Genomic DNA, 16,981 nt, shown 5'->3' with positions numbered 1-16,981 from the left:
AATAAAATTAAAGAAAATCTATCGTACCACTTTGACGTAATGTTTCAAGGGTAAGCTTGTCTATATTTTCTAATATCTCTTTAAATCAAGGGTGTTGCGGTGAAAACCTAAAGTGTTTTCAAGGTTATGAAATGCGCAGTGAAAATGATTTCATCTGGTAAATCACCTTGCCGTCAACTTGTAGAAAACCATCTGCAGTCAAAATCTTTTGTTTATCGTCCACGGCCGTAATCACCGCTTCCACTGTCACAACATCGTTGGACGGGATGATTTGTCCCCGGTACATCCAATGGTGTTGATGGTTGAGGGTGATCGGTTCAAAGACCGTGTTTTCATCACATGCCCAGCGCTGGCTGGCAACATACTTAAGCAACTGCTGGAAGGACTCAAGGCCCAGTGAGCCGGGGCATACCGGGTCCTGATAGAAGTGGGCTTGGAAAAACCATTCAGCGGGATTGACCTGTTTGGTGCCGCGAATGTAACCCAATTGGTGCGGGCCACCGTCAGCTGCGTACAGGGCAATTTCATCGATCATGCGCAATTTTTCATCCGGGAACGGTGCCTGAATTGGGTAGGGCAGTGGTGATCCCTGTTGCTCTTGCGGTGTCGGCTGATACAGGGCTGCGTCGCGAATGCCGATCTGGTTGGCGAGGGCTTGTTCGGTGAAAAAGCCGAATACGGTATCACCGCTGTACACCATACCGTGTTGGTCTTCCACTTGAAAATCGTAACTCTGAATGATCATGCCGCCGCTGCTGGACACCCGGGTCAGTTTTACCGTGGTGGACAAGATGCCGGTCTGTGGCGTGACCTCACGGTGCTGGACGGCATTGCCGTCCAGATTGCGGAAGCACAGGTCAATATCACTGGTCAAGGCTGAGCCGACATAGGCGGCCATCCAGCCGCACGGTTGCAGGGCGATCTCCAGCAGCACGCTGAATGGCATCTGACCGGTGCGCTCTTCGCCGAAATACCAGGCATCGCTGGGCACATCATATTGCGCTTCAATGGTGCCGCCGGCTTCCATCTTCCACGCTTCGGCACGAACGTCAGTCACCCGGTCGAGAAATTGGAACGGCGGTCGTGGCAGACGGGCGATGCGCCGTTGCTGATCAAAGATCTTATAGGGTTCGCCAAACGCTTCAGACGGATTGCCATTCGAGTAGGCGAGAATGCTGTCATAGTCGTAAATGGCCGGTTTGATCACAGATCTTTCAACCTGCGGGGCCGCGTGCCAGCGTTGTTGCATTGCCTCACGAGTGACACCGCTCAGACGCACTGACATGTTGATGATCTCGACAATCGGCTTGTCGTCGGCATACATCAAAGCATCGACAATGGCGTAAGGCTCCGGGCGGTAGCCCAACTCCTTCAGGGTGACTTCGTAGGTGACGGTTTTGGTGTGCTCTGTGACTTGACCACGACACTTGAGTTGGCTGCCAACTCCGGGAACCGGTTGCCAGACCGCTTCCCCTTCAGCCGTGACCCAGCCCATGCGCATCAGGTAAATGCGCAATGTGTGCAGGCAGCACTCGTACATCAGGGTGCCGGGCATGACATTGTCGTCGCAGAAATGGCAGGTGAGAAACCAGTCGTCCGGCTGAATATCCATCTCGGCGCGAATCTGTCCCAGACCAAAACGCCCGCCACCCGGAATGATTTCCGTGACCCGGTCGACCAGTTCGAGGTGACCGCTGGGCAGAGTGTAAGGGGTGCCGATCGTCAGAGCGTTAAACGCGTTGCCGAAGCAGGACACCAAGTCGCCGTTGCGCAGCGCCTTGATCTGCTCGCCATTATAGCTTTCACGAATCATGTCCACCGGTTCCTGCCAGTCGGCCGGTCGTTTGCCCTGTTGTTGCATCAAGTCGAACTTGGTGTGAACGATCCCTTTACCGGCATCGAGTTCCTGCTGGGAGAAGAATCCGGCACAGCCGTTGCGCATGGTCATCAGCGGTTGGCCGTTGACGGTACTGTCGAACTCAAAGCGGAACAGCCAGGTGTCGCCTTGGCGGAAGAAGCGTTCAATACGGATATCGTAACGGATCACATCACCGGGCTTGGGCAGCTCACTGTGGAATTCGACAATGGCATCCAACAGGCGATAAACCGCATGACCTTTGGTGTGAAAATCAATGCCCAGATAGCCGGACAAAAACAGATCTGCCTGACCCGCCTCTACCGCAACACAGGTGGGGATGCGCTCGCCGTCGAGGTACCAGCGGTCCGCCGTGACATCGTGTTCTGTGATCACCCGGCCATGGCTCATGGAGCAGGGTTCCCCCTCCACCTTGATGATCCGGTCCACCAACATCAGCGGTTCATCGGGTAAGCGCACCCGTGTCGGATGGTCGTCGATGGGCGCAAAACGGGGACCGAGCATGGCAGCGATGGAACCGATGGCAAACTCCATGCACATGTCGCGGTCAAAAGCCACATCCTGCTGCGGTTTGACCACGGCTGTTGCCGTAAGAGCCGGTTGCGCAGGTGCTGTTGGTTGAGACTCTTCGGGCAGATGGGCTCGCAGTTGTTTTTGCAGTTCCAGGTTGCGTTGCATGAGCTGCTGGATCTGCTCCGACAGACCGAGAAAGGTGTCGTGGCAGGCCGTATGGTGGTGCTGGGTGCGGCTCATGGTAGCAAACACCGGATTCGTGACCGGCTGTGACCCAGAAACCGGCTTGCTCTGTGACGGTTGCGTTATCACGTGTGGACGCGCTGGTGACGGTGATACATCGTAAGAGTTCTGCTGTTCCATTGGGCAGGGTGGCAAAGTCAAGTTCGCCTGGCCATTTGTGAGGATGACGGCATTGGCCGGTTTGCCGGCGGGCTGCAGCGGATTTTTCGCGTCCTGCTCCAACAGCGATTGATCGCACTCAACACCTTCGGCGATCAGTTGTGCCATCAGTCTGGTAACGGTGACGGCCATGGGCTGATTGTCAACATGCACCGGGCGCACCATATGGGCACGGTCACCGAGGATGCGCGGAATCATGCGCGTACATGAATTGCCGCTGCCGGTTTCAATGAACAGGCGCACGCCATCGTTGTAGGCATTTTCAATCACGCGGACAAAATCGATGCGATCCACCGCCTGGGCAAGGATAGCCGCTGCGCAGCTCTCCGTATCCGGCATATAGGGCTGGCCACTGGCGCAGCTATAAAAACGGATACCCTCAGGTGGCGTGGTCGGAAACAGGTGGAGATCGTGATACGGTTTGGCCACCATGGTCGGCACTGGGCAGTGGACGGTGGTCACGCCCTTCAGTTCGATGAATGGACACTCCAGATCTGCCACCAGGGCCTCAACGGCCGCTCGCTGGCCACCGATAACACATTCCTGCGGGGTATTGATGATCAACAGGTAAACTCGCTCACGGCCCTGCAATGCGTGTTCAACCCGATCGGCAGCGATGGGGACAATGCCCAATGTCCAATCGACCGTGTCATTGTCTGGTAATTGCCACAGCTGACGCGCGCTGTCACATGGTCCGCCGAGATCGCGGGTGAACAAGGGTGAGGCTTCAATCCGTTCAAGCATGGCATCGCGTTGTTGCCAGGCTTTGAGGGAAAACAGACTGGATGATTCACCGAGGCTGTAACCGATGGCGGCCTGGGGTGAGACGCCGAGACGCCGTACCAGGTCACTCAGCGCGGTACACAACGCCACGTGGGCGATGATCATGCCGTTGTGGTCCTGCTCAATCTGCTCACGCTCGGTGCCGTTCCAGAACAGGTGGGGCTGGAACTGGTCTTTGAGACGCTGGTTGTCACGATGTTGCTGCTCAAAGATCTCCGGCCACAGCAGGCCCAATTCCCGTCCCATGTGGGGGAACTGGTTGCCGGACCCAGGGAAGATGAACGCCACTTGGCCCTTGTCGGCCAGCGGTTCGGGATTGTAGAACACATTGTCGCGAGCGCAGGCTGGAAGGCGGGCACCGCCGCGACCGTCGAGACGCTGATCGGGATGTTGCGTCACATGTTCACGGGCAAAGGCAATTTGTTCGACCAGCTCGGCCACATGGGCGCACACCAGAGTCAGGGCCATTCCCGGTGTGTTCTCCGGTTGCGAACTGAGACGCCACTGCGCGGCCAGTGGAGCAATGGCGGTCTGGTTCTGATGGGCCAGCCACTGTTCCAGTTCGGTCAACTTGCTGAGCAGGTGGCCCGGTGTTGATCCAAATACGGCAAACAGGGCACGATTCAAGGGCGCCGCAGGTAGGCGTTGCGGCAGTGGGGTGTCGCAATGATCATCCTCACCAAGGCGGACCGCCGCCAGCAAACCGCCGGTGGCGGTGCTGGTCACCAGGGCCTGACGTAGTCCCTCCTGGCGATTGTGTAGCCAGTAACGGGCATCGTTGTCTGCCGAGGCTGGTAGAATGCGCTGGTGCAGAGACAGGGCTGCGGCAATAACGCCGACCAGACCGGCCGCCTCACCGCTGTGGCCATAACGGTGCGAGCTGGAAACAGGCCATGACGGCCGAATCTCTTTGCGCAGAATATCCAGAGTTGCCGTATTCGGGGCAATATGATCGACATACGTCGTGCCGGTGACGTCGGCAAATCGGCTGAAGGCTTCCGGGCGTGGTGACATCAAACCATCATCCGCTGCCGTGGCTGTCGTCACGTCCTGAATCAGCGCGTAGATGGTATGTCCCTGTTGCCGGGCCTCTGACAGGGGCATCAACACGACGGAACAAGCCCCTTCATTGATCGGTGTACGGTGGTCGAGTTGGCTGGCACTGAGTTGGGCGCGAATGTCACCGGGCATGTCAACCCCACCGACAATCGCCACTTTCACCTCCTTGCGTCGCAACGCTTGTGTCGCCAGTTGCAGGGCCTGGATGGACGAGTTCTCTTCGGCGGCGATGGTAAAGCTGGAACCGCCGCATTTGAATTCACGGGCAATCCGGCTGGCCACCACGCTGCCCAGGGCACCCATAGTGCGGTTGGCGGTCAATGGTGGGCAGATGGCGTCACGTAAGGTGTCGCACCAGTGTTCGAGCTGTTGCTGGTCAAGGTCACTGCCACTTTGCTTTGCCCAGCGGCGTACCCGTTCCGGCAATCCCCAGCGCAGGCTGAAGCTGGTGGCATTCAGGTCGAGTCCGGTGCCGACAAACACACCGGTGTCGAGATGGTCGTGATTTTTGAGACCCGCATCGTCGAGAGCGGCTGCGGCACTTTGCAGCATCAGGGCCTGGCGCGGCAACATCTCTTTGAGTTCAGTGGGGGGGATGCGGAAGGTCCCCGGCTGTACCGCAACTTGATCAAGATAGTGTCCTGATTCACTGTTGTGTTGCGAAAATTCTTTTGTAAACCATTGGCTTGTTTCAGCGTCGTACCAATGCTTCGGCGAAGAGAAGGACGTTTCTTCCTCCTGATCGGACAGCCAGTCGCGGCGAAAGGCTGCGATGTCAGCATGGTCGGCCAGGCGCACATCCAGGCCAACGATAGCAATCGGCTCACAGGAACTTTGCGGTTTGGAGGTTTTCTGCTGAGTAGCGTTTTCGTGCCATTCTTCGAGCAGCAGATGGGCATTGATGCCGCCGAAACCAAACGCGCTGACTGCGGCCCTGCGAGGTCGTGTTTCGTTGCGCTGCCAGGGTTGACAGGTGGGCAACACGTCAAACGGGCTGTCTTCCATGCCCATCTGTTCACCGGCCTGTTGAAATCCGGCCGTGGGCGGCAGTTGCTGATGTTTGAGCGCCAGCAGGGTTTTGATCACGGCAGCCGATCCGGCGGCGGTGAGCAGGTGGCCGATATTCGACTTGACCGAACCGATAACGCAGCGGTGATCGGTGGCCTGGTCCTGCCAGAGTTGTTTGAGACTGGCAAATTCAACGGCATCACCGACCGGGGTGCCGGTGGCGTGGCATTCGATGTGATCAACGTCTTGCGGCTGCCAGCCCGCCTGTTGATAAGCGGCACGCATGGCGCGCAACTGGCCTTCCGACATGGGGGCCAGCAGACTGCCGCCGATGTCGTTGGATAGACCGATACCGGCAATCTGGGCGTAAATGTGGTCACCGTCGCGCAACGCATCTTCGGTGCGTTTCAGCAGCAGCACACCGGCGCCTTCACCGACCACCAGACCGTTACCTGATTGGTCAAACGGGGCACATACGCCGGTGGGGGACAGGGCATGCAGCTGGGAAAAGCCCATCTGGGTATATTGCGAGTCTGGGCGGGCTACACCACCGGTGAGCATGGCATCTGCGCGACCGGATTGCAGTTCATCAACCGCCAGTTTGATGGCGTACAGTGACGAGGCACAGGCCGCGTCCAAGGTGAAGCAGGTGCCGCCCAGGCCGAGAGCTTTGCCGAGCACTGCGGCGGGCAAGCCGGTCATGTAACGGTTGAGCGGTGAGGTGCTCGGTTCGAGCTGCTGGTCGAAGAGCTTTTCATACAGTGTCCGACCGACGTAGTCTTGGGCCAGCTTGGAGGCGGTTTCACTGGGCAGTGCCAGATTGCCGACGATCACGCCCATGCGTTGCTGATCGACTTTGGCCATGTTGCCTTCCTGCCAGGCTGTAACACCGGCTTGAAGCAACAACTGAAACAGCGGGTCTAATTGGTGAACCAACTCCTCGTCGATCTTTAATTGGTCATAGGGCAGATCGAGGGTGAAATGATCGACGAAGCAGGCTTTTTTAGAATAAACGCAATCCGCTTTGCCTTCTTCCGGGTGGTAAGCTTCATCAACAGGCAGTTGCCAGCGCCCTTGCGGGGGCAGTGAGGCTGTGGCAACACCATCGCGAATAATGGACCAGAAGTGTTCCAGAGTCGGGGCTTGAGGAAAAATGCCGCCGATTCCGACAATGGCAACAGCAGGGCGCTGAGTAGATTCAGAGTGCATGAATTGAATTTTCCGTTTAGAACATCAACAGTCAATAGAGATCTATGGGAAGTGCTCCCACGTAAAACACATTCTTATACTACAAATGACGGGTGATTGAAAGGCATGTTGGCAGAAGTTGCCGGGTGGTTTTTTTTGCGCTACGTTGATGCCGGGAGAGGGGCAATGGGAGATGTTAATCACGTATACACTGCGGAGGGTGGCGAATTTTTTCAGTCTCACTGTAAAAGGATTAATGTGGCTTTATTTTAATAATGGAGCTTGTTCTCATAAGCCATTGCCGTTATCATAGAACCGGTTAGATGTGTTATCTCTTTGAAATCAGTATGGTTGTGCTTGTCTTTATGTTGCATGTTTTTGAACTCGTTTCTTGTGATAGAACCCGGTTGGAAGCACAGGGACGCGGGTATTTTATTGTTTCAGTACGGGATAATCTATGACGCTTTCGATTCGTGCCAAAACCTTTCTCGGAATTCTGATGACCCTGGTGATTCTCACCTGTGTGTTTGTCTTCAGCCTGAAACTGTTCAATGAAAAGAACCTTGAAAAGGTTGAGAGTCAGTTCGGCCACGAAGCTCTGTTGCGGGTGGAAAACCTGCTGGACGAAAAAGAGAATGATCTGATCAATATCGCCCATTCCGTTTCAATTCTCGATCCGTTATGGCGCGTTACCGAGGGGGATGGCGAGAACAGCCTGTCCATGGCTTTTTTTGATACGCTTCCCGTCGATTTTGTCCTTATTGTCAGTCCTGATCAATCCCCTGTGTTCCAAAAATCCCTTCATGTCCTTGCCAACTACAAAGGCAATCTTTTTGCAGAGGTTTCAGAGCAGGTTTCTTTGGCGACGAGCGACGGACAAAACGGTCTTGTTCGTTTTAAAGACCAACCGCTGTTGCTGGTGACACGTCCTATAGTTCATGGTAGAGATGACACGTCTTCTGGGGGGACGGTGGTTGTCGGTCTTCTGTTGGGCGAGGCGTTCTGGCAGCGGGTTAATCACGAGTTGCAGATGCATGCCGGGATCACCTTGGCTGAAGAGGCTCCGCGCACTTGTCCTGACGTATCTTACAACTGCCTGAAAAAATCCCTCAGCGATCTTAATGGGCACGACACGTTTGTTTTGCATTCTGGGAGCTTTCGCTTTATGCGTGAGTTCAGTCGACGCAATCTGCTGGCGTTTTTCGGTCTGTTTGTTTTTGCCAGTGTCGTCATGGTGTTTATCACCCAGATGATCCTCGATGTGCTGGTCTTGTCCCGCCTGGTACGCCTCAATCAGGGGCTGGAGCAAATCGGTCGCAATCAGATGGCGGATCAGAACAGGGTCGTTGAGGTTGATGGTGATGATGAAGTCGCTGCCATCGGCAACACCATCAATGAGATGCTTGAGCGTTTGCGCGTTGGTGATCAGATTCGCTTTCAGCAGGAAAAGCGCTTTTCAGACATGATTGAGCATTCCGGTCTGGTGGTGATCGGTATTGATCATACTTCGAGCATTATTCTGTTTAACCAGGCGGCGGAGAAAGCTACCGGCTATGCACGGGAAGATGTCCTTCAGGAGAATTTTTTCGGTCTGTTCACATCGCCGGCCACAGCTGAGCATTTAGGGGGATATATTGCCAAAGCCATGGCCCATGGTGAATTTACCGGTGATTTCCATGCGCCGCTGAAAATGCGCGATGGCAGGGTGCGGCAGTTTTTATGGGATGCCATCTTTGAATATGATGAAAACGGCCAGATCGATAATTTTATCGGTTTTGGTCGCGATGTGACCGAGGCTCTGGCGGCTGAGCGCCGTTTGAAACTGATTACCAAGGTGTTTGAAAATACGGCTGAAGCGATCATTGTCACTGATCGGTGTAATCAGATCATTGAAGTTAACCAGGCGTTTATATCCATCAGTGGTTACTCACGTGGTGAAGTCCTTGGGCAGAATCCGCGATTGTTACAGTCTGATCATCATGACGGTGCGTTTTTCGCTCAGATGTGGAAGCAACTTATCGATACGGGTCACTGGGAAGGGGAGGTGTGGAATCGCCGCAAAAACGGTGAAGAATATGTCTCCTGGGTGACCATTGATACTATTCGTGATCACGATGGTTCCATCAAAAACTTTTTCTCCATTTCATCCGATATCAGTCAGATCAAAGAAGCTGAACGCCAGTTACATCAACTGGCCTATTTCGACACTCTGACCGGTCTGCCCAACCGGGTGTCATTTGCGCAAAAGCTTGAAGAGCACCTGACTACCTGTGATGAAGCTTGTAATCTGGCGGTGATGGTGCTCGATCTCAATGCGTTCAAGCTGATCAATGAATCCCTTGGACCGGTTCTGGCCGACAAACTGCTGCAGATGTTTTCCGAACGCCTGACGTTATGCAGTTATGACGATTCCTTTGTTGCCAGAATTGGCGGCGATGAATTCGCCTTTATTCTGCGTAAACAGCGGGTCAGGTCATTGTTGGATGAACTGTTTGAGTGCGTTGAAGCCCCCTTTGTGATTGGCGCACAACGGGTCAGTTTGACCACCAGTGTTGGTATTGCCGTGGCTCCCGATGATGGCGAAACGGTGTCCGAACTGCTCAAAAATGCCAATATCGCTCTGTACTCGATCAAAGATATTCGGCGCAACAGTTTCAGTTATTATGAACAGGTGATGAGCGATCGGGTGATTGAACGAATGAGCTTGGCCGAGATGTTGCGCGAAGCCGTGGACAATGGAGAATTTGAACTCTACTACCAACCTAAAATCAACCTCAAAGACGGCATGGTCGTCGGTGCGGAAGCGCTGCTGCGGTGGCACAGTCGTGACGGCATGGTGCCCCCGGACCGTTTTATTCCCATTGCCGAGCAAACCGGGCTGATTCTGCCCATTGGTGAATGGGTGCTGCTCCAGGCCTGTGAACAGGCTCACATCTGGCGGCAGGAGTATCCCGAATTTCATATGGGTGTCAATTTGTCCCCTGCCCAGTTTGATCTCGATTACCTGCCGCGCTTGGTCGCTGATATCCTCAAAGAGGCGCAATTGCCTGCCGAAGCTCTTGAGCTGGAGATCACTGAAGGCATGATTATTGAGGATATTGACAATACGGTGCAGATCCTCCGGTCGTTGCGTGATCTTGGTGTTGAGATCTCCATCGATGATTTCGGCACTGGTTATTCGTCGTTAAGCTATCTGACCCGTCTGCCCCTTGACATTTTGAAGATTGATCGTTCATTTATGTTTGAGGTGCCCGATTCCCGTGACAGCACCAATGTTGTTCTGTCGATTCTGGCGCTGGCGCGCAGTTTGAATCTCAAAGTTACCGCAGAAGGGGTTGAGACGGAGGATCATGTCACGCTGCTTCACGATCATCGCTGTACTTACATTCAGGGCTATTTCTGCAGTCGACCGTTACCGGTTGCTGAATTTGAAGAATTCATGCGTCACCGTCAGTGTCGCTGCGCCAATTGTGAGGGGATCACTTGGTTTTCACAAGACATGCCATCCTCGTAGGACGTTCATTTAACGCTCCGCAAAAGGGCTGATATTTTCCATAGATAACGTCCCCATAAACACAGTGCTAACACGCACAGTATGTTTGTGCTGATCTAACCGCACCTTTACACGGTTCAAATCCAATCCACATAAACTTCGGGCATCGTGCGCACCGTCAACGTTTTTTACCTTGCACACGATGTCAGGAGCTTTTCATGAAGTCACCACGACTGCAGGTTCTCAACCGAATCCGGCACGATCATCCTCGCCACACGCCGAATCTTCCGGATTTGTTTGAACGGATGGGGTGCACCACGTTGGGGAACTTGCCGTTTGCGAATGGTGATGTGACCGCTGGTTCTGAGAGTGAGTTGCAGGCCGTTGTGGTGGGGTCGGCTTCACAGGTTGATCTGCCGCAGACCATCGAACAATCCCGTTTTTTTGCCAATATGATCAAACGGACCCAATCCGGAGATACGCCGGAAAAGCAGGTTGAAGCTCTGCGTGAATTTATCAGCGACCAGGGCCAGCAGGTATGGGAAAACAGTTGGGTTCGTTTCAACCGTTCCGTATTGAGTCGTTATGCCCAGCAGGTTCTGGAGCGGGATTTTCTTGCCGATAAAAGTCACCCGGAGTTGGGTAACCGCTCCGATCTGCACCGTTTTTGCTTCACCGATGAACAGGGTGAACAAAAATTACGCCTGCCGCTGAGTTATCTGGTCAAACTGTCTCTGGCCGATCTGATCGGCATCCAGCCGTACCTCCATCAGGATCTGCGCGCCACCGCTGAAGGGTTACTCAATCACTACCTTAACGACAACACCTCCCCGGAGACGTTTTCGTTTCATGTTGTCGGACTGTCGGCCGATAACGGCCAGGGTAAGGCGCTGGCGCACGAGACCGCCAAGCGTTTTCTGCTTACCCAACTGCTGACCGAATATGCCAACGAACAGTTCGGTTTAACGGCCAGTGGACAACAGGCCCAGATCTACTGTGCGCCGCATCCACCGCAACGCCAGAAACAGCTCAATGAGATGATTCCCGATGCGTTCTATCGTGAGCTGTATATGAGCCCCTGTTTGTCGGGCTGGGACAAAGGGGAAGAGAAGCATCAGTACATGCATCTGTGTCATCAGGTGCTCAGTCGCAGCCAGCTCAATGCGGTGGCCAAACTGCGCGAGGCCGGGATTATCACCAACAACCTGGTGGTGTTGCCCAACATGTCCAACATCAGTCTGGCCAACAATGGTTCCCACATCAGCCTCGGCAGTCGCCGCCTGACCGCCCACATGAAAGGAGAACGCGGACTGTTTGGCGCTGACGAAGAGAAATATTGCGGAGATCTGGCCATTAAGATTCAGGAGCACTTTCTGCCGCTGTTTGCCGCCAATTTCAGTGCGGCCCCGTACCGGCTGGGTTTTGAGGATTTTCACCCGGAAAAAGCCCTGGGTTTTCTTGCTCACGAACTGGATTTTACCCACTTGCGCATGTTGTGGCGGCGTTGGCGCAAAAAGTCCAGCCTCAATCTGATCAGCCACAGCCGTACACCGTTTGGACCGGAATGGATCGACCGTCCGTTGAGCCGCTTGTTTGGCCTCAAGGGTGATTTTGTCCCCGATTTTCGTCTGGTCGATTATCCGGTTGGGTTTTTAAGCAGTGACGAAAGTCCAGCGCTCAATGGTGTGGCGGGTAATCAGGAACGGTTGCGTCACGATCTTGATGCCATGGGTGTATTTGATGCGCGCATGTCGTTGTATCAATTCTTTAAGATGCGTGAATTCAATACCATGGGATTCAGCGGCTTTGAAGGGCGTCATTACAGTCTGTTTGCCGGATTTGAACAGGATATGGGCGCAGCCACCACCTTGCAGACCCTGATCACCGCGCTGGCGTTTAAATATATGGCTGAAGGGCGTTACGATCACCGCCATATTCCCGATAATCCCGGCGTTGAGAGTGAACGACGGCAGATTTTCTTCGGTCATGCTTTGGGCCTGCCGACCTTCTTTGTCAAGCGCACCACGCGTAACCGGTTTCTGTTGCGGATTTTGCGCAAAACCAAACAGATTCGCAACAGCCGCCGTTATCCGGGTTATCTGCGTGTTTATCAGAAGGAGTATTGTCGGGCACTGATCGAGGTGCTCAGTGAAGACGGTGCCGATCTGATTGAACAGATGGGCTGCCGGGAGCTGATGGCGGATCTGCGGCGTCGTATCGAATGCCCTGATGAGTTTTCTGTGTCCGGTCGCTTGACGGCGGACATCATGAGTACTCTGGGTACCAATCAACCGCTTCAGGTGCCGGCCGCTGAATTTAACCGTGCCGCTGAGGAGTTTTACCGTACCACATTGCGGCGACGCCATGTGGACGAGGCACTTGAATTGCTGCGCCATGAGCTGCCACATCTGCAGCGTATGGCAACCCAGCACGCTAGTGTCCGCTCCACCTTGCGCATGATCTGTGGCCAGCGCCGTCTGACAGATGCCTATGATCAACTTATGGATGCTGCTCGTTACCAGAACCTGCATGGTGCGAATTTGTTGCGCCTGATCAATCTGGTGCTGCTAAGTATCCATGTCGATCAGCAGGCCGCTCAAACCCCATCCAAAGAGGAGAGTTTCTACAACAATGCAAGCGACACACCAGTATATCGAGCGAGCTAGTGGCCAGGTTTGTGATGAAACTCTGTATGCGGATCGTCTGGTGCGCTGGATGTACCACCCGTTGCGCGAGTACGCGCCGGTTGTGTTCAATGCCCTGACCGGACCGCGGGTGTCCTCATGGCTTGGTACCATCAACTATGATCTCGACCGGGTCAGTCGCGCCAGCGGTCAGGATACATTTCTCAAAAAATGCGGCGTTGATCTCAGTGAATGTCTTGATGATCCGGCCACACTGACCACTCCGCGCAAGATTTTTGAGCGCAAAATACGCTACTGGCAGTGCCGCCCCATGGAAGACAGGGTCGAAACCGTGGTGTCAACGGCGGATGCTCGTCTTGTGGTCGGTTCATTGACCCAGACCGATGCCTTGTTTCTCAAAGATAAATTCTTTTCTCTCGACGATTTGCTGGGTGCCGATAAAGACGACTGGTTGCAGTGCTTTAACCAGGGCGATTTTGCCGTCCTGCGGTTGACCCCGGACAAATATCATTTCAACCATGTTCCGGTCACTGGTGTGATTCGTGACATCTACGAACTGGGTGGCCGTTATCATGCCTGCAATCCCGGCGCTGTGGTAGCCGAGGTTACCCCGTATTCGAAAAATCGCCGTCTGGTCACGATCATCGATACCGATGTTGAAGGCGGTAGCCAGGTCGGATTGGTGGCGATGATTGAAGTGGTGGCGTTGATGATTGGTGACATCCAGTCCTGCTACAGCGCCAATCCTCAAGGTTACGAGCCGGTGAGTGAGCAAGCGGCTGGTGTCCTCTTGGAGCGCGGCCAGCCCAAGAGTCTTTTTCGCCCTGGCAGCAGTACCGATGTGCTGTTGTTTGAGCCGGGACGGATCCGTTTTTGCCCTGATCTGCTGGAAAACCAGCAGCGTCAGGGTGTCAGCAGCCGGTTCAGTCTTGGTTTTGGTCGCCCGTTGGTGGAAACCGATGTGCCGGTGCGGTCAACCATTGCCTTACCGCGGGCTGACGAGCCAGCCCGACAAGGAGACGATTGATGGAGAATGTGTTGTTTCTTCTGGCCCTGACAGTGATCTGCGGGGCCTTACTTTATCTGGGGTGCAGATATCTTCCCGGTGAACGCTGGCAGATGCTGGCCGCTGTACCGGTGAAAACTGAGGGAACCGGTTCCTGGCAGGGATTCAACCTGACCTGGTATGGCCTGTTGACGGCTAACGCTTATGTGATGGCGTTGTTAATGCTTATTATCCTGTTGCGTTCCGTGGCCATTGAGTTGGCTCCGTTGCTGATTTTGGCCATTCTGTTGTTGGCCATCTGTGTGCCGGCATCGCGCTGGGTGGCAAAAGTGGTGGAAGGCAAAGCGCATACCTTCACCGTGGGTGGCGCGGTGTTTGTCGGTGTTATTGTGGCACCGTGGCTGATTGGTTTGATCAATTTGAGTGGTGATGCACCCCGTTTGCCGATGCTGGCAACGCTGGCGGCCCTTGGAATTGCTTATGCCATGGGCGAAGGGTTGGGGCGGCTGGCGTGTATCAGTTTCGGCTGCTGCTATGGCAAGCCTCTGAGTGATTGTTCCTCGCTGCTGCGCAAGCTTTTTCAGCGCTATCACTTTGTATTTTATGGCGAAAACAAGAAAATTTCTTATGCCAGTGGTCTGCAGGGCCAGCCGGTGGTGCCGATTCAGGCGATCACTGCGATTCTTTACGTGGCTGTTTCGGTGATTGGCAGTGGCTTGTTTTTGCTTGGCCACTACCAATGGGCTTTTATGTTGACCGCCGTGGTCACGCAGGGCTGGCGGGTGTTTTCCGAAGTTCTGCGTGCTGATTATCGCGGCAACCAGCGCTTCAGTGCCTATCAGTGGATGGGTGTTGTCGGCATGGCTTATGTCGTGATCGTGGCGTGGCTGGTTCCGGTCTCAGAGCCGCTGACGGCCCAGATTGGCAATGGCCTGGCCGCTTTGTGGAGTCCGCTGGTGTTGCTGTCTTTGCAGGCGGTGTGGTTGGTCATCTTCTGGTACACCGGCAAAAGTACCGTCACTGGGGCGACATTGAGCTTTTTTGTCCATGATGAGCGGATCTGATGTGGCGCTCCCGACTGCGCCAGGCTGTCACTCGGGCGTTCAGTCAGGGGCTGAGTACCCGTAAAATTGCTCTGAGTATCAGTGTTGGATTGATGATGGGCACCATGCCGCTGGTGTGGGGCAGTTGCGTCATCTGTCTGGCGGTGGGGTGGTGGTGGCGTTTGAGCCACCCTCTGATCCAGTTGGTGAATTATTTGTTGTACCCGGTGCAGATTGCGCTATTTTTCCCGTTTTTTTATTGGGGTGCCCGGTTGTTCGGTAATCCGGTGTCGCTTAATCGTGAGTTTGTGGCTCAGTTGTTTGATGCTCCGCTGGCCGGACTCGAACAACTGTGGCTGGTTAATCTGCAGGCTCTGGTTTTGTGGGGTGGGATCAACCTGGCGTTGTTTCCGCTCAGTTATTTGGCAACACGGACTCTGCTTCATCGCTTTCGGCCTGACTCGGTTAAGACGATGGTTTTGTGAAAAGAGCTGAAGATCGAGATCAAGGTCTAGGTCGCCGGGTCTCGTCCCGGCAGCCGACATACTTCTGGCTGGCCGGCCAAAAGTATGCAAAAACCAGCTGAACACCTCCTGAACCTAAACTAACCGACAGTGAGTCTCTTTCCGTTATGCGTCACAGATTCGGCTTGCCTCCCTTTAGCTCGGCAAATTGTGCAATTCACCACCTCAGGCGTAAAACGTTGAGAATGGTTTGACGCCGACCTTTATCTCTTCCGTGGCACCGATTAAACGGGTGGGACGGTGCCCACCCTGCGATGGTTTGTTATTTAGCAGCCAAGCTCCCCCGTTCAGCAGCGCCGAACGCAGTGAACGTCACCGCGATGATCGTCGGCAACCTGTCTGAGCGGCAGCGAGTTTTGCCGACATCGCGGTGTAAGTTAACGAAGAGAGGGAACCCGTAGGGCGCAATGGTCGGGGGTCGATTTTGCGCCACTTTTGTCGACGCAAAATGTGGCCCGAGGTGTGGGCGCGGAAGCCCACGTCACGTGCGTACCAGAATTGCGAACGGATGAAGTTTGCCAGCGTGATCAGTATCGAATGACGAACCACTGAAGAGCAAGGTCAAGATCAACGTCAAGGTCGCCGGGTTTCGTCCCGGCAGCCGACATACTTTTGGCTGGCCGCCCAAAAGTATGCAAAAACCAGCTGAACACCTCCTTAACCTAGACTAACCGACAGTGAGTCTGTTTCCGTTATGCTTCACAGACTCGGCTCGCCGCCCTTTAGGTCGGCAAATCATGCAACTCATCATCTTAGGCGTAAAACGTTGATAACGGTTTGACGCAGCTCCCTATTTCTTCCGTGGCACCGATTAAGCGGGTGGGCACTGCCCACCCTGTCTGGGGTTGTTATTTAGCAACCAAGTTCTCCCGTTCAGCAGCACCGAACGCAAAGAGCGTCGCTGTGATGGTTGTCGGCAAACTGTTTGAGCGTGAGCGAGTTTTTGCCGACATCACAGCGTAAGCGAATGAAGTGAGGGGACCCGCAGGGTGCAATGACGGGAGTCGATTTTGCGCCACTTTTGTCGACGCAAAATGTGGCCCGAGGTGTGGGCGCGGAAGCCCACGTCACGTGCGTACCAGAATTGCGAACGGATGATGTTTGCCAGCGCGATTCGTTCCGAATGACGAACCACTGAAGATCAAAGTCAAGAGCAAGGTCGCCGGGTTTCGTCCCGGCAACCGACATACTTTTGACTGGCATTCAAAAGTATGTAAAAAACAGCTTGAACACCTCCTGGACCTGGATCAACCGATAATGGGGCGATTTCCGGTGTGCTTCACTTATTCGGCGTGCCTCCCTTTAGCTCGGCAAATCATGCTACTCATCATATCTGGCGTAAATGTTGATAACGGTTTGACACCTTACTCTATTTCTTCCGTGGCACCAATTAAACGGGTGGGACGGTGCCCACCCTTGGTGAGTCTGTTGTTTAGCGCCC

Annotated in this window: 6 protein-coding genes; 5 read left to right on the top strand and 1 reads right to left on the bottom strand. The window is 54.4% G+C overall.

Annotation, left to right across the window (positions count from 1 at the left end):
- Window positions 1-124 precede the first annotated feature (124 nt).
- Complete coding sequence (locus DACE_RS05240; RefSeq protein WP_005998984.1) at window positions 125-6,850, bottom strand: type I polyketide synthase; 6,726 nt, start codon at window positions 6,848-6,850, stop codon at window positions 125-127.
- A 436-nt stretch (window positions 6,851-7,286) separates the two neighbouring features.
- Here DACE_RS05240 and DACE_RS17095 point away from each other — a divergent pair, with 436 nt between their 5' ends.
- The 5 genes from DACE_RS17095 to DACE_RS17090 all read left to right on the top strand — a co-directional run bounded on the left by DACE_RS17095 (window position 7,287) and on the right by DACE_RS17090 (window position 15,501).
- Window positions 7,287-10,343 carry an EAL domain-containing protein gene (locus tag DACE_RS17095; protein WP_005998981.1) on the top strand — a complete coding sequence of 1,019 codons (3,057 nt, stop codon included), beginning with the start codon at window positions 7,287-7,289 and terminating at the stop codon, window positions 10,341-10,343.
- A gap of 197 nt (window positions 10,344-10,540) precedes the next feature.
- Entirely contained in the window at window positions 10,541-12,988 is a 2,448-nt protein-coding gene (locus DACE_RS05230) for a hypothetical protein (RefSeq protein WP_005998978.1), read from the top strand.
- A complete protein-coding gene (locus DACE_RS05225) occupies window positions 12,954-13,994 on the top strand; it encodes a phosphatidylserine decarboxylase (protein ID WP_005998976.1) in 1,041 nt (346 codons plus the stop codon). The genes DACE_RS05230 and DACE_RS05225 overlap by 35 nt, the downstream gene beginning before the upstream one ends.
- Window positions 13,994-15,037 carry a prolipoprotein diacylglyceryl transferase family protein gene (locus tag DACE_RS05220; RefSeq protein ID WP_005998974.1) on the top strand — a complete coding sequence of 348 codons (1,044 nt, stop codon included), beginning with the start codon at window positions 13,994-13,996 and terminating at the stop codon, window positions 15,035-15,037. Before DACE_RS05225 ends, DACE_RS05220 begins: the two co-directional genes overlap by 1 nt.
- A complete protein-coding gene (locus DACE_RS17090) occupies window positions 15,037-15,501 on the top strand; it encodes a DUF2062 domain-containing protein (RefSeq protein ID WP_005998972.1) in 465 nt (154 codons plus the stop codon). The genes DACE_RS05220 and DACE_RS17090 overlap by 1 nt, the downstream gene beginning before the upstream one ends.
- The last annotated feature ends 1,480 nt before the right edge of the window (window positions 15,502-16,981 follow it).

The sequence above is a fragment of the Desulfuromonas acetoxidans DSM 684 genome (genome assembly GCF_000167355.1).
GTDB lineage: Bacteria > Desulfobacterota > Desulfuromonadia > Desulfuromonadales > Desulfuromonadaceae > Desulfuromonas > Desulfuromonas acetoxidans.
This window is presented reverse-complemented; position numbering and strand designations above follow the sequence as displayed.